The sequence below is a fragment of the Humibacter sp. RRB41 genome, from assembly GCF_022761015.1.
In the GTDB taxonomy this organism is placed as follows: domain Bacteria; phylum Actinomycetota; class Actinomycetes; order Actinomycetales; family Microbacteriaceae; genus Humibacter.
Map to the genome: position 1 here is coordinate 153,652 of NZ_JAKWJQ010000006.1, position 25,375 is coordinate 179,026.

Annotated in this window: 26 protein-coding genes and 2 tRNA genes; 16 read left to right on the forward strand and 12 right to left on the reverse strand. The window is 65.8% G+C overall.

Translation table 11 applies throughout. The features are described 5' to 3' along the window. The first annotated feature begins 36 nt into the window (after positions 1–36). The 4 genes from MJ603_RS15765 to MJ603_RS15780 all read left to right on the forward strand — a co-directional run bounded on the left by MJ603_RS15765 (position 37) and on the right by MJ603_RS15780 (position 3,497). Positions 37–618, forward strand: coding sequence for a single-stranded DNA-binding protein (locus tag MJ603_RS15765; RefSeq protein WP_243064702.1), 582 nt, complete (start codon positions 37–39; stop codon positions 616–618). A gap of 154 nt (positions 619–772) precedes the next feature. Then, positions 773–1,270 carry a hypothetical protein gene (locus tag MJ603_RS15770; protein ID WP_243064703.1) on the forward strand — a complete coding sequence of 166 codons (498 nt, stop codon included), beginning with the start codon at positions 773–775 and terminating at the stop codon, positions 1,268–1,270. A gap of 55 nt (positions 1,271–1,325) precedes the next feature. Continuing rightward, on the forward strand, positions 1,326–3,008 hold the full coding sequence (gene ettA / locus MJ603_RS15775; protein WP_243064704.1) for an energy-dependent translational throttle protein EttA: 1,683 nt from the start codon (positions 1,326–1,328) through the stop codon (positions 3,006–3,008). A gap of 3 nt (positions 3,009–3,011) precedes the next feature. Then, positions 3,012–3,497 (forward strand): thioesterase family protein, encoded by a 486-nt coding sequence (locus MJ603_RS15780; RefSeq protein WP_243064705.1) that lies wholly within the window; start codon positions 3,012–3,014, stop codon positions 3,495–3,497. 54 nt (positions 3,498–3,551) lie between these two features. On the opposite strand, the gene MJ603_RS15785 is transcribed toward MJ603_RS15780, so the two are convergent. Continuing rightward, on the reverse strand, positions 3,552–3,986 hold the full coding sequence (locus MJ603_RS15785) for a ubiquinol-cytochrome c reductase iron-sulfur subunit (protein WP_243064706.1): 435 nt from the start codon (positions 3,984–3,986) through the stop codon (positions 3,552–3,554). Then, a complete protein-coding gene (locus MJ603_RS15790; protein WP_243064707.1) occupies positions 3,983–4,864 on the reverse strand; it encodes an acyl-CoA thioesterase II in 882 nt (293 codons plus the stop codon). The genes MJ603_RS15785 and MJ603_RS15790 overlap by 4 nt, the downstream gene beginning before the upstream one ends. Before the next feature lie 86 nt (positions 4,865–4,950). Between MJ603_RS15790 and MJ603_RS15795 the strand changes: the two genes are divergently transcribed. Next, positions 4,951–5,643, forward strand: a complete 693-nt coding sequence (locus MJ603_RS15795; protein ID WP_243064708.1) for a hypothetical protein — start codon at positions 4,951–4,953, stop codon at positions 5,641–5,643. Positions 5,644–5,777: 134 nt separating this feature from the next. Continuing rightward, positions 5,778–6,911, forward strand: a complete 1,134-nt coding sequence (locus MJ603_RS15800) for an acyl-CoA desaturase (RefSeq protein WP_243064709.1) — start codon at positions 5,778–5,780, stop codon at positions 6,909–6,911. 12 nt (positions 6,912–6,923) lie between these two features. Here the strand turns inward: MJ603_RS15800 and MJ603_RS15805 are convergent, their stop codons facing one another. From MJ603_RS15805 to pepN, 6 genes are all read right to left on the reverse strand, one after another. Next, positions 6,924–8,591 (reverse strand): FAD-binding dehydrogenase, encoded by a 1,668-nt coding sequence (locus MJ603_RS15805; protein ID WP_243064710.1) that lies wholly within the window; start codon positions 8,589–8,591, stop codon positions 6,924–6,926. 147 nt (positions 8,592–8,738) lie between these two features. Further along, entirely contained in the window at positions 8,739–9,146 is a 408-nt protein-coding gene (locus tag MJ603_RS15810; RefSeq protein WP_243064761.1) for a globin, read from the reverse strand. Positions 9,147–9,250: 104 nt separating this feature from the next. Then, complete coding sequence (locus MJ603_RS15815) at positions 9,251–10,453, reverse strand: mechanosensitive ion channel family protein (protein WP_243064711.1); 1,203 nt, start codon at positions 10,451–10,453, stop codon at positions 9,251–9,253. Between the two features lie 155 nt (positions 10,454–10,608). Beyond that, positions 10,609–11,472, reverse strand: a complete 864-nt coding sequence (locus MJ603_RS15820; protein ID WP_243064712.1) for an ABC transporter permease — start codon at positions 11,470–11,472, stop codon at positions 10,609–10,611. Next, positions 11,469–12,380 carry an ABC transporter ATP-binding protein gene (locus MJ603_RS15825; RefSeq protein WP_243064713.1) on the reverse strand — a complete coding sequence of 304 codons (912 nt, stop codon included), beginning with the start codon at positions 12,378–12,380 and terminating at the stop codon, positions 11,469–11,471. The genes MJ603_RS15820 and MJ603_RS15825 overlap by 4 nt, the downstream gene beginning before the upstream one ends. Before the next feature lie 241 nt (positions 12,381–12,621). Next, a complete protein-coding gene (gene pepN / locus MJ603_RS15830; RefSeq protein WP_243064714.1) occupies positions 12,622–15,180 on the reverse strand; it encodes an aminopeptidase N in 2,559 nt (852 codons plus the stop codon). Positions 15,181–15,316: 136 nt separating this feature from the next. On the opposite strand from pepN, the gene MJ603_RS15835 reads away from it, so the two are divergent. Genes MJ603_RS15835 through MJ603_RS15850 form a run of 4 tightly spaced genes read left to right on the forward strand, consistent with a single transcriptional unit; the run spans position 15,317 to position 18,091 of the window. Continuing rightward, positions 15,317–15,916, forward strand: coding sequence for a DsbA family protein (locus MJ603_RS15835; protein WP_243064715.1), 600 nt, complete (start codon positions 15,317–15,319; stop codon positions 15,914–15,916). A 22-nt stretch (positions 15,917–15,938) separates the two neighbouring features. Continuing rightward, on the forward strand, positions 15,939–16,427 hold the full coding sequence (locus MJ603_RS15840) for a ribose-5-phosphate isomerase (RefSeq protein ID WP_243064716.1): 489 nt from the start codon (positions 15,939–15,941) through the stop codon (positions 16,425–16,427). 4 nt (positions 16,428–16,431) lie between these two features. Beyond that, positions 16,432–17,406: an Fpg/Nei family DNA glycosylase gene (locus MJ603_RS15845; RefSeq protein WP_243064717.1), complete on the forward strand. Its 975-nt coding sequence runs from the start codon at positions 16,432–16,434 to the stop codon at positions 17,404–17,406. Positions 17,407–17,431: 25 nt separating this feature from the next. Further along, a complete protein-coding gene (locus MJ603_RS15850) occupies positions 17,432–18,091 on the forward strand; it encodes an FMN-binding negative transcriptional regulator (RefSeq protein WP_243064718.1) in 660 nt (219 codons plus the stop codon). Positions 18,092–18,189: 98 nt separating this feature from the next. Here MJ603_RS15850 and MJ603_RS15855 read toward each other — a convergent pair whose 3' ends face one another. From MJ603_RS15855 to MJ603_RS15870, 4 genes are all read right to left on the reverse strand, one after another. Beyond that, a complete protein-coding gene (locus MJ603_RS15855; protein WP_243064719.1) occupies positions 18,190–18,675 on the reverse strand; it encodes a Dps family protein in 486 nt (161 codons plus the stop codon). 101 nt (positions 18,676–18,776) lie between these two features. Beyond that, positions 18,777–19,364, reverse strand: coding sequence for a hypothetical protein (locus MJ603_RS15860; RefSeq protein WP_243064720.1), 588 nt, complete (start codon positions 19,362–19,364; stop codon positions 18,777–18,779). 127 nt (positions 19,365–19,491) lie between these two features. Beyond that, complete coding sequence (locus MJ603_RS15865) at positions 19,492–20,007, reverse strand: DUF3060 domain-containing protein (protein ID WP_243064721.1); 516 nt, start codon at positions 20,005–20,007, stop codon at positions 19,492–19,494. Positions 20,008–20,150: 143 nt separating this feature from the next. Then, positions 20,151–20,224: transfer RNA gene (locus MJ603_RS15870), tRNA-Gly, on the reverse strand. A 166-nt stretch (positions 20,225–20,390) separates the two neighbouring features. Here MJ603_RS15870 and MJ603_RS15875 point away from each other — a divergent pair. The 6 genes from MJ603_RS15875 to clpX all read left to right on the forward strand — a co-directional run bounded on the left by MJ603_RS15875 (position 20,391) and on the right by clpX (position 25,368). Further along, a tRNA-Pro gene (locus MJ603_RS15875) sits at positions 20,391–20,464 on the forward strand. A gap of 49 nt (positions 20,465–20,513) precedes the next feature. Continuing rightward, positions 20,514–21,920, forward strand: coding sequence for a trigger factor (gene tig, locus MJ603_RS15880; protein WP_243064722.1), 1,407 nt, complete (start codon positions 20,514–20,516; stop codon positions 21,918–21,920). Between the two features lie 117 nt (positions 21,921–22,037). After that, positions 22,038–22,514, forward strand: a complete 477-nt coding sequence (locus MJ603_RS15885) for a tetratricopeptide repeat protein (protein ID WP_243064723.1) — start codon at positions 22,038–22,040, stop codon at positions 22,512–22,514. A 132-nt stretch (positions 22,515–22,646) separates the two neighbouring features. After that, the gene (locus MJ603_RS15890) at positions 22,647–23,231 is read left to right on the forward strand and encodes an ATP-dependent Clp protease proteolytic subunit (protein WP_243064724.1); all 585 of its coding nucleotides are present in this window, start codon (positions 22,647–22,649) and stop codon (positions 23,229–23,231) included. 28 nt (positions 23,232–23,259) lie between these two features. Next, positions 23,260–23,937 (forward strand): ATP-dependent Clp protease proteolytic subunit, encoded by a 678-nt coding sequence (locus MJ603_RS15895; protein WP_243064725.1) that lies wholly within the window; start codon positions 23,260–23,262, stop codon positions 23,935–23,937. A 150-nt stretch (positions 23,938–24,087) separates the two neighbouring features. After that, positions 24,088–25,368: an ATP-dependent Clp protease ATP-binding subunit ClpX gene (clpX, locus tag MJ603_RS15900; protein ID WP_243064726.1), complete on the forward strand. Its 1,281-nt coding sequence runs from the start codon at positions 24,088–24,090 to the stop codon at positions 25,366–25,368. Positions 25,369–25,375 lie beyond the last annotated feature (7 nt).

Sequence of the window (25,375 nt, forward strand, 5' to 3'; positions counted from 1 at the left end):
CGCGCGATTGCGCGTCATTCTCAGGAAGGCACGCTCATGCAGGACACCGTCTCTGCCGTAGGAGTGGTCGGAACAGACCCGACCCTCATGCTCGTCGGCAATGGACTGGCCAGACTCACGTTCCGGCTCGGATCCACTCAGCGCAAGTTCAACCGCGAGGGCAGCGGCTGGGAGAACGGCGAGACCAATTGGTACTCCGTCGTCGCCTTCCGGCGTCTGGCCGAGAACGGCGCGAAGTCCCTTTCCAAGGGCGACCGCGTGGTCGTCACCGGGCGGCTGCGAGTCAACGAATGGGAACGTGAAGGCCGACACGGAATCAACGTCGAGTTGCTGGCTGACGGCATCGGACACGACCTCATGTTCGGCACGACCGCCTATACGAAGAACTCGGCCTCGTCATCCTCGGAGCTGCCGACGACGAACGTGGACCCGTCGACACCTTCTCAGCAGCAGGATGCGCCGGCGGTCGATGCCGACGGGTGGGCTCTTCCCGGTGTGCTGTCGGGCTCGGAAACGACGGCGTCGGCGAACGATTCCGAGCTCACCTCGGCCGACGACGGGGCCGACGTCGAGGAGGAACAACAGTTGGTGTTCTCCGACGAGGAGCCGCCGTTCTGACGGAGAGTGCCTCGCTCGGGCCTCCCGGCGTTCGGCCTCCAGTGACTCGACGAGACCTGCGCGCGTGCTGACAGGCAACCGCAGAGTGCTGCCCCTAGACTTCTCAGGCGTCGGCCGAGGACGGGCCGTCTTCGGTACGAGGGGAGTCGGTTCCGTGGGTTTCAACAGGCGCGCGCGCCGGTCGCAACTCGCCGTTGTCGCGCTCCTGGCGCTTCCTGCCATCACAGTGGGGCTGGCCGCGTGCTCGTCGCCCGCACCGAGCCCCACGAAGAGCTCGAGCAGAGCCACCAGCAGCGCCCCCGCGGCGGTGCCGAGCGTGGTGCCCACTGTCGATCCGAAGGGCACAGCGAAGGACAACCTCGGCTACTTCGACTACGTGAATCGCCGCACCATCGCCGCGAACCCGACACCGAACGGTCAGCAGTTCATCGCAGGGCTCGTTGCTGCAGGCTTCAAGAAGGCCGACATGCAGGTCACCGCCGACAAGACGACGATCGATCTTCAGCCCGGTTCGCTGCAGTTCTCCGTACTGATCAACGGGGGATGCCTGGTGGGCCAGTTCGGCACCGACATCGGCGGCTATCACAGCGAGGTGGTACCTGTGCTCGACACGGGCAAGTGCCTGATCGGCAACACCGTACCGATTCACTAGCGCGAGCCGATTCGGCGGACGAAGCGCACCGGCACGCGCCCATAGACTGGAGCGCATGGCCGAATATATCTACTCGATGGTCCGCGCCCGAAAGGCGGTGGGCGACAAGCTCATCCTCGACGATGTCACCATGGCGTTCCTGCCAGGCGCGAAGATCGGTGTGGTCGGTCCCAACGGCGCGGGTAAGTCCACGATCCTGAAGATCATGGCGGGCCTCGACACCCCATCGAACGGCGAGGCCAAGCTCACGCCGGGATTCAGTGTGGGCATCCTGATGCAGGAGCCAGAGCTCGACGAGACGAAGACCGTACTCGAGAACGTGCAAGAGGGCGTCGGCGAGATCAAGGGCAAGGTCGACAGGTTCAACGAGATCTCGGCCGCGATGGCCGAGCCCGATGCCGACTTCGACACCCTGCTGGCCGAGATGGGCACGCTGCAGGAGGAGATCGACGCGGCCGACGCCTGGGATCTCGACTCCCAGCTCGAGCAGGCGATGGATGCGCTGCGATGCCCGCCGTCCGACACTCCGGTGTCCGTGCTCTCGGGTGGAGAGAAGCGCCGCGTCGCACTCTGCAAATTGCTGCTGCAGAAGCCCGACCTGCTGCTGCTCGACGAACCGACGAACCACCTCGACGCCGAGAGCGTGCTCTGGCTCGAGCAGCACCTGAAGCAGTACCACGGCGCCGTCCTCGCCGTCACCCACGACCGGTACTTCCTCGACCACGTCGCGGAGTGGATCGCGGAGGTCGACCGCGGCCACCTTTACCCGTACGAGGGCAATTACTCGACCTATCTCGAGAAGAAGCGCGAACGTCTGCAGGTTCAGGGCAAAAAGGACGCGAAGCTGTCCAAGCGTCTGGCCGAGGAACTCGACTGGGTGCGCAGCAACGCCAAGGGCCGGCAGGCCAAGTCGAAGGCCCGTCTTGCTCGCTACGAGGAGATGGCCGCCGAGGCGGAGCGCACCAAGAAGCTCGACTTCGAAGAGATCCAGATTCCGCCGGGGCCGCGCCTCGGCCAGGTCGTCATCGACGCGAAGAACTTGCAGAAGGGCTTCGGTGAGCGCAACCTCATCGACGGACTGACCTTCACGCTGCCGCGCAACGGCATCGTCGGTGTGATCGGACCCAACGGGGTCGGCAAGACCACCCTCTTCAAGACGATCGTGGGCATGGAGCCCCTGGACGGTGGCCAACTCCAGATCGGAGAGACTGTCGAGATCTCGTACGTCGACCAGACGCGTGGTGGCATCGACCCGAACAAGTCGCTCTGGGAGGTGGTCTCCGACGGACTCGATTACATCCATGTCGGCAAGGTCGAGGTGCCCAGCCGTGCCTACGTCTCCACCTTCGGATTCAAGGGACCAGACCAGCAGAAGAAGGCTGGGGTGCTCTCCGGTGGTGAGCGCAACCGCCTGAACCTCGCGCTCACGCTCAAGCAGGGCGGCAACCTGCTGTTGCTCGACGAGCCGACGAACGACCTCGACGTCGAGACGCTCTCCAGCCTCGAGAACGCGCTCCTCGAGTTCCCCGGTTGCGCCGTGGTGATCACCCACGATCGGTGGTTCCTCGATCGCATCGCCACGCACATCCTCGCGTACGAGGGCACTGACGACGACCCGGCGAACTGGTACTGGTTCGAGGGCAACTTCGAGGCGTACGAGCAGAACAAGATCGAGCGCCTCGGACCGGATGCCGCGAAGCCGCACCGCTCCGCGTACCGCAAGCTGACCAGGAGCTGACTCATGCGCCTGAACGTTCCCATCAGGCTCCGCTGGAGCGATCTGGACGCGTACGGGCACGTCAACAATGCCGAGATGCTCCGCCTGCTGGAAGAGGCGCGCATCCTGGCTCTCTGGACGACGGATGAGACCGATGTCGACAGCGGCGAGGCACTCGGCGCCTCGACAGCGGTGCTCGACGGTCGCCCAGGGGCGGACACCCTGAGCCTGATCGCGCGGCAGGAGATCGAATACCTCGCGCCGATCCCGTACCAGCGTCAGCCGCTCGACATCCAGATGTGGGTCGGCGCCATCGGCGGAGCAAGCCTCGACCTCTGCTACGAGGTGCGGTCTCCCGCCGGCGCAGAGCCGGGAACGCTGTACGCGCGGGCGGCGACGACCATCGTGCTCGTCGACGCGGCATCCGGTCGTCCTCGGCGCATCAACGAGCGCGAGCGCGCAGCCTGGTCTCCGTACCAGGAGCCGAGGATCGAGTTCCACCGGCGCTGACGCATCTCGATACGCGAGCGCCTCCGGCGCGCGCTACCCGGTCTGCGTGGCGGATCAGGACTTCACGGTGATGGTGTCGCCGTTGACGGATGCTGTCAGCTTGTTCAGAGGCCGCGTCGCCGGACCCTGCAGAACGGCACCCGTCGCCTCGTTGAAGCGCGAGCCGTGGCACGGGCAGTCGTACTCGCCGTTCGTGGGCTTGACGACGCATCCCTGGTGCGTGCAGATGGCAGAGAACGCCACGACCTTGCCCGCCTGCGGCTGCGCGACGAGGATCGGCGAGTCGGCGATCTTCGCCGAGACCGCACCACCGACGGGCACGTCCGAAAGCTTCAGGGTGGTCGAAGACCCAGCGGGCACCTCGTTCGAGGAGCTCTCGCCCTGCGGAGTACAGGCGGCCAGCGACACCACGCCGACCGCAGCGGTCGCGCCCGCCAGGGCCGCACGCCGAGTGACGATGATTCCGTTGCTGGGGTCGCGTCTACTCACGACTGGTCCTCTCGATTCGGCAGGCGGATCATGCCCTCCTGGGCCACGTTGGCCACGAGCACGCCTTCGCGATTGTAGATACGCCCGAGTGAGAGTCCTCTGCCACCGGTAGCGCTCGGGGATTCCTGCACGTAGAGCAGCCAGTCGTCCACCCTGCTGAACCGGTGCCACCACATGGCGTGGTCGAGGCTGGCGATCTTGAGTCCCGGCGTGCCCCAGGCGATCCCGTGCCTGCGCATCACGGGCTCGAGAATCGAGTAGTCGCTGGCGTACGCGAGTGCCGCGCGATGAAGGTTCTCGTCATCCGGCAGCCTGTCGAACGTCTTGAACCAGACAGCCTGGTGCGCGACGTGTTCGCCCTCGACGCTCACGTAGACCGGTGACGGAATGTGCCTCAGGTCGAAGGGGCGCTCGTCGCGCCAGTAGCGCCCGACCGGATGTTCGAACCCGGCCAGCAGCTCGGCGTCGCTCGCGATCTGCTCGGGCGGCGGCACATCCGCCGGCATGTCCTGCTGGTGTTCGAGGCCGCTGTCGGGGTCCTGGAAGGAGGCGATCATCGACAGGATCGGCAGGCCGTCTTGATAGGCCTGAGTGCGACGGGTCGCGAACGAGCGTCCGTCGTGGATGCGGTCGACCGAGAACGTGATCGGCTTGGTCACGTCCCCGGGACGCAGGAAGTATCCGTGCATCGAGTGCACAGCCCTGCCATCGGGGAGCGTGCGCATGGCAGCCACGATCGACTGCGCGAGCACCTGGCCGCCGAAGACACGCCCGTGAGGCATCCACTGGCTGGGGCCGGTGAAGATGTCTTCGTTCGTGCGGGCGCCGGTGTCGGTCAGGTCGAGCGCGGTGAGCATGCCTTCGAGGGGTTCGGTCATGGTGCCTCTCGAGTCTCGAAGTCGTCAGCCGCCGACGCGACGCGACGGCCGTGTCGACCGTCGCATTCCGTTAGTTTAGACAGCACATGAGTCAGTTCTTCTCCCTTGTCGACACCCTCGCCGTTTCCGACCTTCAGGTGTACCTCTCGCGTGCCGGCCGCGTCGAGGACGGTTCCGTGCGCCTCGTCGCCGGGTCGGGCGTGCTGGCCGTCTACACGGCCATCCTTTACCCGCGCAGCCTGCTCGATCACATCCCGACGGTCCTCGGTCTGCGCACGTTCGCTACCGACCGCGAGGCGGTCTTCGACGCGGTCGTCCCCACCAGGTCGTTGCTCGACCGGCTGGCACGGGCAGCGGATGCCCCACCCCCGGCGACTCCCGACGAAGCGGTACCCATCGGCATCCGTCTGCCCCTCGAAGTCAGCACGGTCACGTGGGCGGGCATCACGCCGCCCCGCGGCGGGTGGCATCGCGTCGGTGAGACGTCGGGCGGGGTGCTGGAGCGGGCATCGGCTGAGGGCATCGCCGACGTCGCCGAGGCGATCCCGTCCGGCACGGGAGAGCAGCTCGTGCAACGCGTACGTGGCGAGGTCTGGGGCAGACCCATTCCGCAATTGGAATACGTTGCAGCAGGGGCGGCATTCGCAGCACAGTCGCTCGGGTTCCTCGTGGAGTCTGACGAGGCCGTCAGCGTGCACGAGACCGGTCCGTGGACCAGGCTCACGCTGCGCCGCGGTCACGTGCTCGTCAAGCGGGCGGCGTGGTCGTTGCGGGGCTGAGCCGGCATCCCCGAGGAGTGGAGCACAGCGGGGGTAGACCACAACGACCCCCTACGTCGGTAGGGGGTCGGGACAGCCCCATGGCGTGATGTGCTCGTCGCTGCCATCCGCGTACGGTGCCCTAAAGCGCGGAGATGCCGCCTGAGACAGGGCACGACATGACGGCGACCGAGATCGCAACCGAATCGCGGATCATCCGCACCAGTGGACGACGAGGGCGTGCGAACGCCTCAGGACAGAGCGCCTTCGCGGAGGTCTCGTCGGTCATCAAGCAGGAGGGCCTTCTCCGCCGCCGATACGGGTTCTATCTGACCGTCTTCGCCTGCTGGAGCCTCGCGCTGGTCGCTGCGATCACGGCGATGGTGCTGATCGGCGACAGCTGGTGGCAGCTGCCCATCGCGGCCGTGCTGGGCATCATCTTCACTCAGTTCGCCTTCCTCGCCCACGAGGCCGCGCACCGTCAGATCTTCGCATCGGGCAAGGCGAACGAGCGGGTCAGCCTCGTGCTCGGCAATCTCGTCGTCGGACTCAGCTACTCGTGGTGGATGAACAAGCATTCCAGGCACCACGCCAACCCGAACACGGTCGGCAAGGACCCGGACATCGAGAAGGACACCATCTCGTTCCTCGAGGAGGACGCTGCAGCAAGCCGCGGTCTGGAACGTCTGATCACGCGAAAGCAGGGCTACTTGTTCTTCCCACTGTTGCTGCTCGAGGGCGTCAACCTGCACCGCCACGCATTCGTGTCGGCCTTCGGGCGCGGGCGCGTCGCACACCGTCCCCTGGAGATCATCCTGCTGCTGACGCGATTCGCCGCGTACTTCACGTTCCTGTTCGTGCTGTTGCCTGCGCCGATAGCAGTCGTCTTCATAGCCATCCAGATGGCGGTCTTCGGCCTCTACATGGGAGCGTCGTTCGCTCCGAACCACAAGGGGATGCCGATCATCGCACGGGATGCCAAGGTGGACTTCCTCAGCCGTCAGGTGCTCACCTCGCGCAACATCACGGGCGGCGTGTTCATCGACAACTTCATGGGCGGCCTGAACTACCAGGTCGAGCACCACCTGTTCCCGAGCATGCCGCGACCTGCGTTGCGTCGCACCCAGCGACTCGTGAAGGCGTACTGCCTCGAGAACAACGTGCGCTACACCGAGACGACTCTGCTGAACTCCTACGCGATCGTGATCGAATACCTCAATCGCGTCGGCCTCGCCGCGGGCGACCCGTTCGACTGCCCCATGGTGTCGCAGTACCGACCGCGCGACTGATCGATCGCGCGGCTAAAGGTCCGCGAGCACGCCGCGAGCGGCCTGTCTGCCGGAGAACAGGCATCCGCCGAGGAATGTGCCCTCCAGGGATCGGTAACCGTGCACGCCGCCTCCGCCGAATCCGCTGACCTCTCCGGCCGCGTAAAGTCCGGGCACGGCCGTGCCGTCTGCAGTCTGCGCGCGTCCCTGCAGATCGGTCTCCAGCCCGCCGAGCGTCTTGCGGGTGAGGATGTGCAGTTTCACCGCGATCAGCGGGCCGGATTTCGGGTCGAGGAACTTGTGCGGCGATGCGACCCTGATGAGCCTGTCGCCTCGATACTTGCGCGCAGAGGTGATGGCCGCCAGTTGGGCATCCTTCGAGAAACCGTTGTCGAGCTCGCGGTCATGCTCGAGGACGCTGCGCTCGATCGCCTTCTCGTCGAACGGAACGTCGGCAAGGCCACGCATGCCTGCCAGCAGCTCGGGCAGGGTGGACGCCACGATGAAGTCCGCGCCGTGCTGCTTGAACGCGTCGACGGGCCCCGGAGCCCCGGAGCGCACGCGTTGCAGCAGCAGTCCGATGTCTTTGCCGGTGAGGTCGGGGTTCTGCTCGCTGCCGGAGAGCGTGAACTCCTTTTCGAGGATCTTCTGCGTCAGCACGAACCAGGTGTAGTCGTGGCCGGTGCTCTGGATGTGCTCCAACGTTCCCAGCGTGTCGAACCCGGGGAACAGGGGAGCGGGCAGCCGGTTTCCTTCTGCGTCGAACCACAGTGACGACGGCCCGGGCAGAATGCGGATGCCGTGGTTCTGCCAGACCGGATTCCAGTTCTGGATGCCTTCCGTGTAGTGCCACATGCGGTCGCCGTTGATCACCCTCGCGCCGGTCCGCTGCGAGATCTCGACCATGCGGCCGTCAACGTGGGCGGGTACGCCCGCGAGCATGCGCTCAGGGGGAGTGCCCAGCCGTTCCGGCCAGTTGCGGCGCACGAGCTCGTGGTTTCCGCCGATGCCGCCGGAAGTCACGACGACGGCCGGCGCGCGGAACTCGAACTCCCCGATGACGTCCCGGTTGCTGGCGACGCCGCGCTCCATGGCGTCGGGGGCCAGCACGCTGCCGCGCACTCCGACGACGCGACCGTTCTCGACGATGATCCCGTCGACGCGATGACGGTGCGCCAGGGTGGCTGCGCCTTCCGCCACACCCTGCCTGACGCGCTCGATGAACGGCGCGAGCAGCCCTGGCCCTGTTCCCCACGTGATGTGGAAGCGGGGCACCGAGTTGCCGTGTCCACCCGCCGTGCCGCTGCCGCGCTCCGCCCAGCCGACGACCGGGAAGAACTTCACGCCCTTCGAGCGCAGCCATGCTCGTTTCTCACCGGCAGCGAAGTCGAGGTAGGCCTCCGCCCAGCGCTTGGGCCAGGCATCCTCTTCGCGATCGAAGCCCGCCGTGCCGAACCAGTCCTGTCGCGCCAGCTCGAGCGAGTCGTGCACTCCCATGCGGCGTTGTTCGGGGGAGTCGATGAGGAAGAGGCCGCCGAACGACCAGAATGCCTGGCCGCCGAGCGACTGGGAAGGCTCCTGCTCGACGACGAGCACGCGCTTGCCGTGCTCGAGCAGTTCGCTGGCAGTGACGAGGCCGGCAAGGCCTGCGCCGACGATGATCGCGTCGTAGTCGGGGACGGTGTCGGGGGTCGCGGGCATCCGGGGTCTCCTTCGATCGGAATGCGTCGTGCGGTGGCCGTGACTGTGATCGCGGTCGTGCGGCCAGGAGCAGTGTCGGTTACCGAGAAGTATGACTTAGTCAGTTGACCAAGTTCGAATCGGATCCGCTCCGACCCGCCGGGGTGCCTACTCCTCGAACGTGTTGACCATCGCGTGAGCCGCGCGCTCGAGGTACGACCAGAGCGTCGCCTCGTACAGTGGGGGCAGCTCCAGTACGTCGACGGCGGCGCGCATGTGGGCGAGCCAGCGATCGCGGGCATCCGGGTTCACCTTGAACGGTACGTGTCGCATGCGAAGGCGGGGGTGCCCGCGCTGCTCGCTGTACGTCGTCGGCCCGCCCCAGTACTGCTCGAGGAACATCCGCAGCCGTTCGGCGGCGGGCCCGAGATCTTCTTCCGGGTACATCTCGCTGAGCACAGGGTCACCCGCGACGCCGCGGTAGAACGTGTCGACCAGGCGTTGGAACGTCTCGTGACCGCCGACCTGCTCGTAGAAGTTGCCCGTGACGGCCTCCCCGCCCGGCGAGGTGCGCAGCGTGAGCGGTGCGGCGGTGGGCGCAGGGGAGCCGTGCGGTGTCTCGGGCAACGGCCGCTCGTCGTTCACTGTGCCGTCACCCGAGCCGGAGGGAGTCGTGTCGGTCAATGCTGTCCCTCGTCGTCGTGGTGATCGCTCTGCAGGCCGTGCTCGCCGGGAGACGGATGCTTCGGAGCAGCCGCTCCCGCCGCGTCTGTCGCCGACGGCTTGGTGATCGCCTGCGGGTGTCGGTGCGTCGATGTGGAGGTCTGAGGTGCGCGTCCCGCGTCTGCAGGCGGCTTCCTGCCGCGCTTCCGCTTCTGCTTGGAGTCCTCGGTCGTGACGACGGGACTCGGCCGCGTGCGCGGAGGATGCGCGCCCGTGATGCTGGCGGCGCCGTCGAACCCGGTGAGAACAACGCTTGAGAGCGACGGCAGCGTCACGTTCATCTCGTCGAGCGCGGACTTGAGACGCTTGCGCAGCTCTCTGGCGACGTCGTCCTTCGCGGTCGTGCGGGTCTTCAGCACGACACGAAGCACGATCGCGTCGGCCGAGACCGATTCGATGCCCCACAGCTCCGGCCGTTCCACGATGCGGGCACGCCACTTGGGGCTCGTAGCGAGCTCGTTCGCGACCGCGAGCATACGGTCCTCGATCGCATCGACATCGCTGTCGTACGGCACGGCGAGATCGGTGATCACGCGCGCCCAGCCCTGCGACATGTTGCCGACGCGCAGAATCTCGCCGTTGCGCACGAACCAGAGAGTGCCGTTGACGTCACGAATCTGCGTGACGCGGATGCCGACCACCTCGACGATGCCGGTCGCCGGTCCAAGATCGACGACGTCGCCCACGCCCAACTGGTCCTCCATCACCATGAACAGTCCGTTGAGCACGTCCTTGACGATGTTCTGCGCACCGAAACCGAGGCCGGCGCCGATCGCGGCCGTGAGCAGGGCAAGAGAACCGAAGAGGTCGGGGAGGGCGACATTGACGCACGCCACCAGGGCGATGATGACGATCGTGATGTTCACGATGTTGCTGAGCACGGTGCCGAGCGTGCGGGTTCGCTGCACGAGCCGCACTGCGGCGATTGGAGACGCGGTAAGCGCCTGCGTGTCTTCGACGTTCTGTTTCTTCTTCACGCCGGTGACGATGCGCCGCACGATACGTCGGATGACGAAGTGCATCACCCACGCGATGAGGATCGCGACCACGACGATGATGGCGATCTGAATCAGCTTCCAGCCCCACGAGGTCAATGCGGCGAGGGCGGACTCCCAGAACGTCGGGGCGGTTGCGGAGTGAAGTGATGCGAGAAGAATCATCGCGCCCGAGTCTACTGAGCCGACCATGTGCATCCAGAGGGCGACGCCTTTGCGTGCCCTGGAGGCGACCGACAGACGGATGCCCGGGGCGACGTGGTGAAGACGTCGCCCCGGGCATCCGGAACCGGGCGATGAGCCCGGGTTCCCCCTGGCCGCTATACGTCGCGTCTCTTGATCAGCACCGCGCCGATCACGACGCCCACGATGACCCACGCTGCGAGCACGAGGCCGCCGGTCGTGGCGTCCAAAGCCACGACGCCGCTCGCGGGCGCCGGGGCGTTCGGCTGCACGAACGCGTAGAGCTGACCGCCTGACGCGGACGGCAGGAAGCTCGCCACGTTCGACACCCAGGTCGCGTTCGTGAGCCCTGCGACAACCTGCAACGCCACCGGAAGCACGAGCAGGGTGCCGAGGATCGCGGCGATACCGCCGGCGGAGCTGCGGATGATCGCACCGAAGGCGAAGGCCAGTATCGCGACGAGCGCGAGGTAGCCCGCACCGCCGAGCAACGGCAGCAGAACATCGCTCCTCGTCAAGTCGACGTTCACACCGCGGGCGTTCAGGATGCCCGTTGCCACGAGCGACGAGATTCCGAGTGACACGATCGAGACGACGAACACCACGACGGCCAGCACGATGAGCTTGCCGAAGTAGGCGCCGAGTCGACCAGGTACGGCGGTGAACGTCGAACGGATCATCCCGGTGCTGTATTCGCCACTGATCACGAGAACGCCGAGAACGGCCGCGACCAATTGTGTGAAGTTCACGCCGATGGTCGATGACTGCACGAGCAGCGAGGCGGCGTTGGTGGCGGGTATCGCGCCTGGATTCTGCAGATGGAGAACGCCGGCGACAAGCGCCGAGAACCCGACGGAGAGCAGGATGACGAGACCGAGGCACCACATGGTGGAGCGAAGGCTGTGCAGCTTGATCCACTCCGAGTTGAGCACGCCGCCGAAGGACAAGCGGATGCCGTCGAGCGGGCCTGCTGCTGTCGTGGTTTCTGTCGCAGTGGTCATCGGGTCACCTCCGAGTGGTACTCGACCTCGTCTTGGGTGAGTTCGAGGTAGGCCTCTTCGAGCGAGGCGTCGACCGGGGTCAGTTCGTGCAGAGGGAGGCCGGAGGCCGCCGCGATGTCGCCGATCCGAGCGGCGTCGACCCCGGAGACCTCGAGCGCGCCGTCGTCGAACGACGTCACGGTGATGTCCGGCCCGGCGAGCGCCGCCGTGAGGGCTTGCACCTGCGGGGTGCGCACGCGCACCACCCGCCTGGTCGCACCGGCTATCACGTCGGAGATCGGGGCATCCGCGAGCACGCGACCGCGTCCGAGCACGATCAGATGGTCGGCGGTCTGCGACATCTCGCTCATCAGGTGCGAGGAGATGAAGACGGTGCGGCCTTCGGATGCCAGATAGCGGCAGAACTCGCGCACCCAGCGAACGCCCTCTGGGTCGAGTCCGTTCACCGGCTCGTCGAGGATGAGCGTATGCGGGTCGCCGAGCAGTGCGGCGGCGATGCCGAGGCGCTCGCCCATGCCGAGCGAGAAGCCGCCGACGCGCTTGTTCGCCACCGACTCGAGGCCGGTCATGGCGATCACGTCGTGCACGCGGCTCTTCGGGATGCCGTGCGTCGCCGCGAGCGCGCGCAGGTGGTTGAACGCGGTGCGGCCGGTGTGCACGGCTTTGGCCTCGAGCAGTGCCCCCACCTCGTGGAGCGGTGCCGGATGCTTCGCGTACGGCTTGCCGTCGACGAGGGCGTGGCCCGCCGTCGGCTTGTCGAGGCCGACGATCATCCGCATGGTCGTGGACTTGCCTGCGCCGTTCGGGCCGAGGAAGCCCGTGACGATGCCGGGACGCACCGTGAAGGTGACGTCGTCCACCGCCAGCTTGGGGCCGTACCTCTTGGTGAGGCCTTCAATTTCGATCATGATCCCAACCTAGGGTCAGGAGCACGGCCGCGGCATCCGCCCAGAGGATGACAGCCCTGCATCCACGGGCCGATTATCTCGCAGGCCTCGCGACTCGGCGCGCCGCGCGCCGGCCCCACCCGCGCGCCGGCCCCACCCGCGCGCACACGTTTTCAGGACATTCGCTGACCCAGCGACACTGTGGGTGCGGAGGCGGCGATGTCCTGAAAACGTGTTGCGTTCGACCGAGTCGACGGGCGGATCAGCCCCGAGCGTCGCGCTTCTGAGCAGCGAGGGCGCGTTCGACCGAGGCGAGCTCCTCCGTGACCAGACGACGCAGGGCGGCGGGCTCCTGGTTCGCGTCGAGCCACGCGCGGGTGGCGTCGGCGAGCCTCTGGTCGACCAGCGGGAACGGGTACATGCCCTCCACCAGGTACTCCGCGATCTTGTAGGTGCGGGATGCCCACACCGACTGGATCGCGTCGAAGTACTTCGCGACATACGGCTCGAGAAGCGCGGTGTCGTGTGTGCGCTGGAACCCGATACCGGTCATCCGAACGATGGTGTTCGGCAGATCGTCGGAGTCGAACACGCTCGACCACGCTGCCGCCTTGCCTTCAGCGGTGGGGATGGCCGCGCGGGCCTGAGCCGCTGCCTGCGCTCCGTTGGCGGTGTTGTCCGCGGCGAGCGCCGCGTCGATCTCCGCCGTGCCGGCTCGTCCGCCGGCAACGAGCGAGCTGATCAGCTCCCACGCGAGGTCGGTGTCGATCGTGAGGTCGTCCAGAACGATCGACCCGTCGCGCAGCCCGGCCACCTTTGCAAGCTGGTCGGGAGTCGAGGCGAGCGCGGCGAAGAACTTCACGAACTGGAACTGGGCATCGCTGCCGGGCGCCGCGTCGGAGGCGAGCTGCCAGAGGGCATCCGCCGCCTGGTCGCGCGTCGACTCACGGTGCTCGGGAGCGACGTACGAGCTCACGCTCAACACGAGTTGGTTCAGTGTTGTGCGCAGCGTCGTCGACTCGGTCTCGGAGCCGATGTTGCCGAGCACGAGGCGCACGTAGTCGCTCGCCGGAGTCTCGGCGTCGCGCGTGGCATCCCACGCCGAGCCCCATACCAGCGAACGCGCCAGAGGCGACTCGATGTCGGAGAGGTGCTCGATGGCGGACGCGAGCGACGCCTCGTCGAGACGGATCTTCGCGTAGGCGAGATCGTCGTCGTTGATCAGCACGAGGTCGGGACGCTTCAGGCCCACCAGCTCGGCGACCTCGGTGCGCTCACCGTCGACGTCGAGCTCGATGCGCTGATCGCGCACCAAGCTCTGCTTGCCCTGTCCTGCGTCGCGAAGGTTGTACAGCCCGATCGCGAGACGATGCGGACGCAGCGTCGGATAATCGGCCTTCGCGCTCTGCAGCACGGCGAACCCGGTGATGGTGCCGTCTGCATCCACCGCGATGTCGGGGCGCAACGTGTTCACGCCGGCGGTCTCGAGCCAGAGCTTCGACCACGAGGTGAGGTCGCGACCGCTGGTCGCTTCGAGCTCCACGAGCAGGTCGCGCAGTTCGGTGTTGGAGTGCGCATGCTTCTTGAAGTACTGCGAAACCCCGGCCAGGAAGTCGTCCTGACCGACCCAGGCGACCAGCTGCTTGAGAACGGACGCGCCCTTGGCGTAGGTGATGCCGTCGAAGTTGACCTGCACGTCCTCGAGGTCGTTGATCGTGGCGACGATCGGATGCGTCGACGGCAGCTGGTCCTGCCGGTACGCCCAGCTCTTCTCCATCGCAGAGAAGGTCGTCCACGCCTCGTTCCACTCGGTCGCCTCAGCGGTCGCGAGCGTCGACGCGTATTCCGCGAACGACTCGTTCAGCCACAGGTCGTTCCACCACTTCATGGTCACGAGGTCGCCGAACCACATGTGCGCCAGCTCGTGCAGGATCGTGACGACCCGGCGCTCCTTGATGGCGTCGGTCACCTTGGAGCGGAACACGTACGTCTCGGTGAACGTGATCGCCCCGGCGTTCTCCATCGCACCGGCGTTGAACTCCGGCACGAACAGCTGGTCGTACTTCGCGAACGGGTACGGTACATCGAAACGCTCTTCGTAGAACGCGAAGCCTTCCCGCGTCTTGTCGAAGATGTAGTCGGCATCCATGTACTCGGCCAGCGATGCGCGGGCGTAGACACCCAGGGGAATCGTGCGTCCGTCGCTGCTGGTCAGCTCCGAGTGCCAGCTCTTGTAGGGGCCGGCGATGAGGGCGGTGATGTACGAGGAGATCACAGGCGTGGTCTCGAACACCGTGGTCTTGATCGGCCCTGCGGCCTCGACCGATGCGACGGGGGAGTTGCTGACGACGGCCCACTCGTGCGGCGTCGTCACCGTGAACGTGAACTCGGCCTTCAGGTCAGGCTGCTCGAACACCGGGTACACGCGGCGCGAATCCGGCACCTCGAACTGCGAGTAGAGATACACCTCGCCGTCGACCGGATCGACGAAGCGGTGCAGACCTTCTCCCGTGTTCGTGTACCGCATGTTCGCGACGACGGTCAGCACGTTCTCCTCGTCGAGATCGTCGAGCTGGATGCGCACGCCGTCGCTGACCTTCGCCACATCGAGCGACGTGCCGTTGAGCATCACCGAGAGAACCTCTGCGGTGATGGCGTCGATGAACGTCGACGCACCCTTTTTCGCGGCGAACCGCACGGTGGTGGAACTGAGGAACGTCTCATCGCCGGTCGTCAGATTCAGTACGACGTCGTAGCTGTGGGTGTCGACGATGGCGCGGCGCTCCGCCGCTTCGATGCGCGTGAGGTTCTCTCCTGGCACGTGGCTCTCCTAAAGTCTCGTTTCGGCGCCGTGTCGTGTACGGCATCCGACCGACAAGCCTACGACGTGCGTGCATTCGAGCGCCCTGGCCGGCGAAACGGCGCCGTGTCGGGGCTCAGTCGCTTAGATGGATGCCATGACCGACGTTGACTTCTGGTTCGACCCCTCGTGCCCCTGGGCCTGGATGACCTCACGCTGGGTCGACGAGGTGGCCCCGCACCGCGACCTCAATGTGACCTGGCACATCATGAGCCTCTACGTGCTCAATGAAGACAAAGACGTGTCGGATGCCTACCGCGCGATGCTCCCGCGCACCCTCCGCTACGCGCGCCTGGTCACAGCCGTGGGGGAGCTGGAGGGCCAGGATGCCGTCAAGCCGCTCTACGACGCGCTCGGCACCCGCATCCACCCCGGCCACCGCAAGGATGCCGACGCCGTGATCGCTGAGGCGCTCGCCGAAGTCGGGCTGCCGGCCGAATATGCGCGGTACGCGGACTCCGACGAGTACGACACCCAGCTGCGCGCGAGCCATGCGGACGGCATCGACCGCGTCGGTCAGGAGGTGGGAACTCCTGTCGTGGCAGTGAACGGATCCGCCTTCTTCGGTCCTGTCATCTCGCCGACGCCGCGCGGCGAGCAGGCGCTCACGCTCTGGGACGGCGTCGTCGCCGCGGCCTCGTACGACGGCTTCTTCGAGCTGAAGCGCACCCGCACCCGCGAGCCCATCTTCGACTGACGGCCTCTCTAAACTTGGTGTCATGCGCATCCACATCGGCACCGACCACGCCGGGCTCGAGTTCTCCGAAACCCTGCAGCAGCATCTGCGCGAGGCCGGCCACGAGGTGATCGATCACGGGCCCAGCTCGTACGACCCGCTCGACGATTATCCGGCGTTCTGCATCAACGCGGCCAAGGGCATCATCGCGGATCAGGAGGCGGGCGTCACGGCCCTCGGCGTGGTGTTCGGCGGTTCGGGCAACGGCGAGCAGATCGCGGCGAACAAGGTCGCGGGCATCCGTGCCGCCCTGGTCTGGAACGAGAGCACCGCACTGCTGGCACGCCAGCACAACGACGCCAACGTGATCGCGATCGGCGCAAGGCAGCACACGGTCGACGAGGCCATCGCCTTCATCGACACGTTCATCGCCGAGCCCTTCTCCTTCGAGGAGCGCCACGTTCGCCGCATCGCTCAGCTGGCGGAGTTCGAGGCGTCCGGTGACATCGCAGGCAAGAACGTCGACCGGTAGCCGCATGCCAGAAGGTCATTCCGTACACCGCATAGCTCTGCAGTTCCGTCGCAATTTCGTCGGCCAACGCGTCGCGGCGAGCTCCCCGCAGGGACGGTTCACCGCCGGTGCGAAGCTGATCGACGGCCGGCGAATGACGGATGCCCGCGCCGTCGGCAAGCAGATGTTCCTCGAGTTCGAGAACGGCCTCTGGTTGCGCGTGCACCTCGGCATCTATGGCGCATGGGACTTCGCCGGCGAGATCACCGTGGATGACACGATCCGTTCCGCCGGCGGTCGCATGGGCCAGACGAACCAGCACGGAACGCTCCTGGACTCGCGGGGTGAGGACTCGCTCGCGAGCATGGGAGCACCGCGGCGGGCACGCTTGCGCATGTCGGAGTCTGAAAAGGAGGACGACTCCACGTTCGTCTTTCCGACGGAGCCGGTCGGCGCCGTGCGCGTGCGCCTGCTCACCGACACCGCCGTCGCCGACCTGCGCGGACCAACCGCCTGCGAGGTCATCGACGAAGCGCGTGCCGCGGAGATCATCGGTGGTCTCGGACCGGACCCGCTCGTCGATGACGGCCCCGAAGTCGAAGACGCCGTTGCCCGCACCATCACGTCGAAGCAGACGCCCATCGGTCAACTGCTGATGGATCAGTCCGTCGTGAGCGGCATCGGCAACGTCTATCGTGCCGAGTTGCTTTATCGGGCACGCCTGAACCCGCACACGCCGGGAAAGAAGGTGCCGTTCGACACGGCACGCGCTCTGTGGCGCGACTGGTCGCACCTGCTCGACGTCGGTGTTCGCACAGGCCAGATGATGACCATGGATGATCTGACTCCCGAGCAGTGGGCGCAGGCCATGGCCGGCCGCGAGGATCGGCACTGGGTCTACAAACGTGAAGGTCTCCCTTGCCGGGTCTGCGGAACGCACATCGTGATGGAGATGATGGCCTCCCGCAAGCTGTACTGGTGCCCGAAGTGCCAAGCGTGATGCGAGAAGAGAGCAGAGAACAGCGATGAGGCAGAACCCGAGCTTCACCCTCGCAGACACCGAGGAGATCAAGCGGCTGATCAGAGAGAACCCGTGGGCGATCCTGGTGAGCCAGACGGATGCCGGGCCCGTGGCATCCCATTACCCGGTCGTGCTCGACGAGTCGCGCGACGACATCTCGATCGTGACGCACGTCGGCCGCCCCGACGAGCAGCTGCACGAACTCGGCGAGCATGAACTGCTGGTCATCATCCAGGGGCCGCACGGTTACATCTCGCCCGGCTGGTACGACGAGAAGCCCGCCGTCCCCACCTGGAACTTCATGGCGGCACACCTCACCGGCGTTCCAGAGATTCTCTCCGACGAAGAGAACTGGCAGGTGCTCGGTCGTCTCGTCGACCATTTCGAAGACCGGATGCCCGCTCCCCGCCGCATGGCAGGCACATCCGAGAATGAGGCGTATGCCGCACGCATCGTGAGCGGGACGGTCGGGATGCGGCTCACACCGACCCGCATCGTCGCGAAGAACAAGATGAGTCAGAACCGCGACGTCGAGACCGTGCAGACGATCATCACGCAACTCGAGGGCGAAGGACCCTACGCGGATGCCCGGCTCGCCGCCGAAATGCGCCGCACGCACAAGAGGCTCCTCCGCCCGCTCCCGCCTGAGTCCACAGCTCCCTGAGCGACCGAAGCGAGTCGAAGGGCCCTTCACCCGCTCAGGAACATCGAAGGAGCCGCCACCCTGTCGGGCAGCGGCTCCTTCGTGATCCGGGACGAGAGTTACTTCGCGATGTGCGCGAACAACAGCCAGCGGTCCTTGTCGAGGCCGCGCGCGATCTCGATCGCGACATCCTGACTGCTCTGGTCGATCTCGTCGAGCTCGCGCACAGCGGTGTTCACCGCATCCAGTGCGACGTCGATCTGGCCGATGAACTCGGCGATCGACTTGTCGGACTGCACGAACCCGTCGCTCAGCGCGGTTGCCGTCGTGTTGGCGGCGACCGTGGCGATGCGAGCGTCGATCGGCAGGCCGAGGGCGACGATCCGCTCTGCTGCGGTGTCCGCCCAGTCCTGCACGTGCTCGACGACCGTGTCGAGGAGCTCGTGCACGCCGATGAAGTTCGCCCCGCGCAGGTTCCAGTGCGCCTGCTTGCCGTTGACGACGAGCGCCTCGAGTTCGATGACGACCGGGGTGAGGAACTGCGCGGTGCCTGCTGCGACATCCGGATTGGTGGTGGCCTTGGGAATGGTCACGGTGGTGGTCATGGAAAGTGTCCCTTCGCTCGTCTGTCTGCGTTCAACGCTACGCGGCCACAGGCATTCCGCAAGCAAGCGAAGGCTGGGCTAACTTGCGCCCGGATCAGGGATTACTTGCCGGCGGCGAGTGCGTTCACGATCAGGAGGATGTTGCCGATGAGTGCAAGCGCACCGCTGATGATCGAGATCCACGCGACGATTCTGGTTCCTGTGTAGAGCCCGCTGCCGTATCCGCGCACGCGCACCAGGGCCCAGATGCTGATACCCATGCCGAAGAGCGAGAGCGGCGTGAGCAGCCACCACACCCATCCCGTCAGAGAAAGGATCAGGCCGATGATGGCAATGATGAACGAGCGCTGCTTGCGCGTCGCCTCCTGCTCTGGCGTGTATCTCTTGCCCTTCGCGGCGTCGTCGCCCCACGCCGACACCGTCGGCGCGGCGGTTGCCGATCGTTGCCCGTACTGCGGCGTCGAGGTCGCGCTGGTCGAGGGTCGATGCTCGGTGGCTGCCCGGCGGCGGCGGTCATCCATCAGGGTCGTGCGCGCTTCGACGAGCGCCTGCACCTCGGGGTCCTGGTTACCGGGCTGCGTCGTGTCAGCGCCTGCCGCCTGCACCTTCTTGGAGTAGGTGGCGAGAATCTCGCTGACCTCGGCATTCTTGTCGACCCCGAGGATCGTGGCGGCTTCGTCTGGTGTCATCGTCGAGGACCTCTTCTTGTGCGGCTACCGCCGTCGCGGAACGTTGAATCTCGCCGTGCACGGCGAACCGATCGGCGTTCGGTATCGATTGTCCCAAAAAACGAGAGCACTCACTGCACGGCCCGATTCACTGCAAGGTGAGGTCGTCGTCCTGGCCGGACACCCTGTAGTCGCTCGGCTTCGTGTGTGTGGTGACGACGTTGTGATCGCCTTGGATCATCACGGCGCCCAACGCGGGGGCTGTGACCGAGTTGTTCTGTCCCGTGACCTTCACCGAGCCGATGGATTGCGCGCCCAGCGCGATTCCGTTGCCCTTGAGCACGACCGAGCCGATGCGACTCGCCAGTGTCACGCTGTCCGACTCGCCTTCGACGTCGAGCGAGACCGCCCGATCGATGCGCACTGTGTTGCCGTTTCCCTTGACCACGACGGTGCCGCAGTCCCCGGTGATCGCATGCGTGTGGGATGCCCCGTCGATCTCGATCGATTCGCCGGCGCTGCAATGATGCGCGCCTCCCGTCGAGTACTTGGTCGCATCGTCGGAGGGTGCCGTCGTACTGGAACACGCAGCGAGGGCCACGAGCGCAGCACCCGAGACCACTATCGTCACGGCGCGGAGGGCTGCATGCAGTCGCGTCGGCATCCGCCCATACTGGCAGACGAGCGTATTGATTCCGCAAGCCTTGACTTTCGTCGCCAGACGGTGCAGTCGACAGGCGAATGAGTGCTGCGGCCTCGCAGACGAAAAGCTCCGAATCCCTGCCGTGACGGGCGATATTCGGAGCGTGGAGGGGATGACGGGAATCGAACCCGCACCATCAGTTTGGAAGACTGAGGCTCTACCATTGAGCTACATCCCCGGCCGGCCGTGGGCCGCTGTGCAAGTGTAATGCATGCTGGGCGCGGGGCCGGAACGGGCGGGCACGGGCATCCGTTTTCGTTCGCTAGACTGTTCCAGGTCATTCGGCTTGCCATGCGCCCCGGCGTGTGCTCGGCTGGTCGGACCTCTGCGGGTCCACCACGATCCGGGGCGTAGCTCAGCTTGGTAGAGCGCCCGCTTTGGGAGCGGGAGGCCGCAGGTTCGAATCCTGTCGCCCCGACAAGGTCGACTCCGAGCGAACCACTTTCAATAATCAGGAGATCTCCCACGTGAAGACCACGGTCGAAAAGCTGAGCCCGACACGGACGAAGCTCACCATCGCAGTGACCCCGGAGGAACTGCAGCCCAGCATCAAGCACGCTTACGAGCACCTCGCTGAGCAGGTCGACATCCCCGGGTTCCGTAAGGGCAAGGTCCCGCCGCCCATCATCGATCAGCGCGTCGGCAAGGGTGCCGTGCTTGAGCATGCCGTCAACGAGGGTCTCGACGGCTTCTTCCGCGCCGCGGTCGAGGAGAACGACGTTCGCCCGGTCGGACGCCCCGAGGCCGACATCACCGACTGGCCCAGCGACAAGGACTTCTCCGGTGACCTCATCGTCGCCATCGAGGTCGACGTGCGCCCTGAGATCACCCTTCCCGAGTACGACGGCCTGGAGCTCACCGTCGACGCCGTCGAGGTCACCCCCGACGACGTCGAAGAAGAGCTCGACCGTCTCCGGAGCCGCTTCGGCACGCTGGTCACCGTCGACCGTCCCGCCAAGACAGGCGACTTCGCCCAGCTCGATCTCGTCGCAACCATCGGCGATGAGCAGATCGACACAGCAAGCAACATCTCCTACGAGGTCGGCTCGGGCGAACTGGTCGAGGGCATCGACGAGGCGCTCGACGCTCTTTCGGCCGGCGAGACCACCACGTTCACCTCCAAGCTGCTCGGCGGCGACCACGAGGGCGAAGACGCCGAGATCACCGTGACGCTGAACGCCGTCAAGGAGCGCGAGCTTCCGGATGCCGACGACGACTTCGCCCAGATCTCCAGCGAGTTCGACACCATCGGTGAACTGCGCGAGAACCTCCGTGGCGAGGCTGCTCGTGGCAAGACCTTCGGTCAGGGCAATGACGCGCGCAACCTGCTCGTCGATCGTCTGCTCGAGCTCACCGACATCCCGGTGCCGCCGGCCGTCGTCGAAGACGAGGTGCACCGTCACCTCGAGTCCGAGGACCGTCTCGAAGACGAGGTGCACCGCGCCGAGGTGACCGAGGCCAGCGACAAGTCGTTCCGCACTCAGGTGCTGCTCGACGAGATCGCGCAGAAGGAGAACATCACCGTCAATCAGGACGAGCTGAGCAACTACCTCGTGCAGGCCGCGTCCCAGTACGGCATGGACCCGAACGAGTTCGTCACCGCGCTCGGCGAGAACGGCCAGATTCCGCAGATGGTCGGCGAGGTCACCCGCAACAAGACCATCGCCGTGCTGCTCGGGCGTGCCGTCGTCAAGGACACCAACGGCAAGCCGGTCGACCTGTCGGAGTTCGCCGCAGTACCGGATTCGACTGAGGATGCCGGCGCCGACGATGCTGAGGCTGCCGCTGGCAGCGAGACCGCTGACACCGACGCCGATGCAGAGGCGACCGAGGAGAAGCCCAAGACGAAGTCGAGCAAGGCGAAGAAGGCGTAGCCGCGCAGTGGCGTAGCCGCGCTAGAGTCGTGCTCGTAAGAGGGGGGTGGATGCATCGCATCCGCCCCCTCTCACGTCTGAGGTGCCGTAGGAATGCGAGACGACGAGGAGCGGTCAGTGGCCGACTGGGACAGTCAGTTCGACGGGGTCTGGGCTGACGAGAGCCTGAGCGACGCCGAACGCATCGAACGCATCGATCGCCTGGCCGGAGTATGGGGAGACAACGCCATCGCTCTGTTCCACCGCGCCGGCGCGCGCGACGCCGCCGGACGCGAGGCGGAAGCCGAACCTCTTTATCGGCGCGCTCTCGTCCTCGGGCTCGACGATGACCACCGGGTACGAGCGGTCGTCCAGCTGGCCAGCACATTGCGCAATCTCGGACGCGTGCACGAAGCGGTCTGGATGCTCGGTGACGAGCACACGAATCACCAGACCTCGCCGTACCGCGACGCGGTCGCCGCGTTCTACGCACTCGCCCTCGCGACCAGCGGCGAGTCTCGGCGCGCCACCTCGGTTGCGCTCACGGCGCTCGCTCCGCATCTACCGCTCTATCGCACGTCGGTCTCCCAGTACGCGAAAGACATCGCCTACTGAGACTCGCCCGGGGCTCTGTCCCTGGCACTGTGCTCGTTCGGTTCGCCCCGGGGCTCTGCCCCTGGCGAACAGGCCGGTGCTGTTGCGTTGCCTTCGATAGATTCGAGAGCACGTAAGAAAAGGAGCACGTTCATGGCCGACGCGACACTGCAACCCAGTGTTTTTGACCGACTGCTGAAGGATCGCATCATCTGGCTCGGCTCGGAGGTGCGCGATGATAACGCGAACGAAATCGCCGCAAAGCTGCTGCTTCTGGCTGCGGAAGATCCCAAGCGCGACATCTACCTCTACATCAATTCGCCCGGCGGTTCGATCACTGCCGGCATGGCCATCTACGACACGATGCAGTTCGTGCCGAATGACATCGTCACCGTCGGAATCGGCATGGCGGCATCCATGGGTCAGCTGTTGCTGACGGCGGGCACCATGGGCAAGCGTTACATCACCCCGAACGCCCGGGTGCTGCTCCACCAGCCGCACGGCGGATTCGGTGGTACGGCCAGCGACATCCAGACGCAGGCCCAGCTCATTCTCGACATGAAGAAGCGACTCGCCGAGATCACCGCATCGCAGACCGGGAAGACCGTCGAGCAGATCAACTCCGACGGTGACCGCGACCGCTGGTTCACCGCCCAGGAAGCTCTGGAATACGGCTTCGTGGACCACATTCGCGAGTCGGCCACCGACGTCATCGGCGGCGGCGGAACCCAGGATTAGGCGAGAGAGAACGAAGGAAACGACACACATGGAAACCCCGAACTTCTCCGGACTGGCCGGTGGTGCCTCGCGCATCCCGATGCCGGGCTCGCGTTACATCCTGCCCAGCTTCGAAGAGCGCACCGCCTACGGCTACAAGCGTCAAGACCCCTATGCCAAGCTCTTCGAGGATCGCATCATCTTCCTCGGCGTTCAGGTGGACGACGCGTCGGCCGACGACATCATGGCTCAGCTGCTCGTGCTGGAGAGCCAGGATCCCGATCGCGACATCGTCATGTACATCAACTCGCCTGGCGGCTCGTTCACGGCCATGACCGCGATCTACGACACGATGCAGTACATCCGTCCGCAGATCCAGACGGTCGTGCTCGGCCAGGCTGCCTCCGCTGCCGCAGTGTTGACGGCAGCCGGCACGCCGGGCAAGCGTCTCGCCCTGCCGAACGCACGCATCCTCATCCACCAGCCCGCCGTCGGCGAGGCCGGTCAGGGGCAGGCGTCCGACATCGAGATCCAGGCCAACGAGATCATGCGCATGCGCACGTGGCTCGAGGCGACGCTTTCGCAGCACACCGGCAAAGACGTCGCGCAGGTCAACAAAGACATCGATCGCGACAAGATCCTGTCGGCCGAAGAGGCCCTCGAGTACGGACTCATCGATCAGGTGCTCACCAGCCGCAAGAGCCTCCCGGCTCTCACGGCGAAGTAGTAAACGCACGACGACCGAAGCGGCGGCGGAACGGATGTTCGCCGCCGCTTCGCCGTCTCGCGAACGAGTCGGCACGCGGGCCGCAGAGCTCCCGCCCAATGTCGGCGCCACAGGTTAGGCTCGTAAGAAGCGGCCCACTCGGGAGGTTCCATGGCTCGCATCGGAGAAAGCGCCGATCTGCTCAAGTGCTCATTCTGTGGAAAGAGCCAGAAGCAGGTTCAGCAGCTCATCGCGGGCCCTGGCGTGTACATCTGCGACGAATGCGTCGAGTTGTGCAACGAGATCATCGAAGAGCGCATGGCCGAGTCCGGTGAAGAGAACTCGGGTCAGTTCGAGCTTCCGAAGCCGAAAGAGATCTTCGCCTTCCTCGAGGAGTACGTCATCGGCCAGGAGCCGGCGAAGAAGGCGCTCTCGGTCGCCGTGTACAACCACTACAAGCGGGTTCGGGCACGCACCACGCTGGGGCCGGCGGAGTCGATGGGCGACGACGTCGAGATCTCCAAGTCCAACATCCTACTGATCGGGCCGACCGGCTGCGGAAAGACCTACCTCGCGCAGACCCTGGCGAAGCGACTCAACGTGCCGTTCGCCTTCGCCGACGCCACAGCGCTCACCGAGGCAGGCTACGTCGGTGAAGATGTCGAGAACATCCTGCTCAAGCTGATCCAAGCCGCGGACTACGACGTGAAGCGCGCAGAGACCGGCATCATCTACATCGATGAGATCGACAAGATCGCCCGAAAGGCCGAGAACCCCTCGATCACGAGGGATGTCTCCGGTGAGGGCGTGCAGCAGGCGCTGCTCAAGATCTTGGAGGGCACCGTCGCCTCGGTACCTCCGCAGGGCGGGCGCAAGCATCCGCACCAGGAATTCATTCAGATCGACACCACGAATGTGCTGTTCATCGTGGCGGGCGCGTTCGCCGGCCTCGAAGACATCATCTCTTCCAGGGCCGGCAAGAAGGGCATCGGCTTCGGCGCTCCGTTGCACAGCAAGGGCGACGACGTCAACCTCTTCAGCGAGGTGCTGCCAGAAGACCTGCACAAGTTCGGTCTGATACCGGAGTTCATCGGTCGCCTCCCCGTCGTCAGCACAGTGTCGCAGCTCGACCGTGAAGCGCTCATCCAGATCCTCACGGTGCCGAAGAACGCGCTCGTCAGGCAGTACCAGCGCATGTTCGAGCTCGACGGCGTCGAGCTCGAGTTCGAACAGCCGGCGCTCGATGCGATCGCCGATCTGGCGGTGCTGCGGCAGACCGGCGCCAGGGGTCTGCGAGCGATCATGGAGGAGGTGCTCGGACCGATCATGTTCGAGGTGCCCTCCAGCGATGAGGTCGCCCGTGTCGTCGTGACGCGTGAGGCCGTACTCGACAACGCGGCGCCCACGATCGTGCCCCACCGCCGCACGCGGCGCGAAGAGAAGTCCGCTTAACAGGCGT

Bases quoted from the DNA above. Each gene is read 5' to 3' on its own strand.
- MJ603_RS15765 (WP_243064702.1), top strand. From the start codon at position 37: ATGCAGGACACCGTCTCTGCCGTAGGAGTGGTCGGAACAGACCCGACC.
- ettA (WP_243064704.1), top strand. From the start codon at position 1,326: ATGGCCGAATATATCTACTCGATGGTCCGCGCCCGAAAGGCGGTGGGC.
- MJ603_RS15780 (WP_243064705.1), top strand. From the start codon at position 3,012: ATGCGCCTGAACGTTCCCATCAGGCTCCGCTGGAGCGATCTGGACGCG.
- MJ603_RS15790 (WP_243064707.1), bottom strand. From the start codon at position 4,864: ATGACCGAACCCCTCGAAGGCATGCTCACCGCGCTCGACCTGACCGAC.
- MJ603_RS15795 (WP_243064708.1), top strand. From the start codon at position 4,951: ATGAGTCAGTTCTTCTCCCTTGTCGACACCCTCGCCGTTTCCGACCTT.
- MJ603_RS15800 (WP_243064709.1), top strand. From the start codon at position 5,778: ATGCCGCCTGAGACAGGGCACGACATGACGGCGACCGAGATCGCAACC.
- MJ603_RS15805 (WP_243064710.1), bottom strand. From the start codon at position 8,591: ATGCCCGCGACCCCCGACACCGTCCCCGACTACGACGCGATCATCGTC.
- MJ603_RS15815 (WP_243064711.1), bottom strand. From the start codon at position 10,453: ATGATTCTTCTCGCATCACTTCACTCCGCAACCGCCCCGACGTTCTGG.
- MJ603_RS15820 (WP_243064712.1), bottom strand. From the start codon at position 11,472: ATGACCACTGCGACAGAAACCACGACAGCAGCAGGCCCGCTCGACGGC.
- MJ603_RS15825 (WP_243064713.1), bottom strand. From the start codon at position 12,380: ATGATCGAAATTGAAGGCCTCACCAAGAGGTACGGCCCCAAGCTGGCG.
- MJ603_RS15835 (WP_243064715.1), top strand. From the start codon at position 15,317: ATGACCGACGTTGACTTCTGGTTCGACCCCTCGTGCCCCTGGGCCTGG.
- MJ603_RS15840 (WP_243064716.1), top strand. From the start codon at position 15,939: ATGCGCATCCACATCGGCACCGACCACGCCGGGCTCGAGTTCTCCGAA.
- MJ603_RS15845 (WP_243064717.1), top strand. From the start codon at position 16,432: ATGCCAGAAGGTCATTCCGTACACCGCATAGCTCTGCAGTTCCGTCGC.
- MJ603_RS15850 (WP_243064718.1), top strand. From the start codon at position 17,432: ATGAGGCAGAACCCGAGCTTCACCCTCGCAGACACCGAGGAGATCAAG.
- MJ603_RS15855 (WP_243064719.1), bottom strand. From the start codon at position 18,675: ATGACCACCACCGTGACCATTCCCAAGGCCACCACCAATCCGGATGTC.
- MJ603_RS15860 (WP_243064720.1), bottom strand. From the start codon at position 19,364: ATGACACCAGACGAAGCCGCCACGATCCTCGGGGTCGACAAGAATGCC.
- MJ603_RS15865 (WP_243064721.1), bottom strand. From the start codon at position 20,007: ATGCCGACGCGACTGCATGCAGCCCTCCGCGCCGTGACGATAGTGGTC.
- MJ603_RS15890 (WP_243064724.1), top strand. From the start codon at position 22,647: ATGGCCGACGCGACACTGCAACCCAGTGTTTTTGACCGACTGCTGAAG.
- MJ603_RS15895 (WP_243064725.1), top strand. From the start codon at position 23,260: ATGGAAACCCCGAACTTCTCCGGACTGGCCGGTGGTGCCTCGCGCATC.
- clpX (WP_243064726.1), top strand. From the start codon at position 24,088: ATGGCTCGCATCGGAGAAAGCGCCGATCTGCTCAAGTGCTCATTCTGT.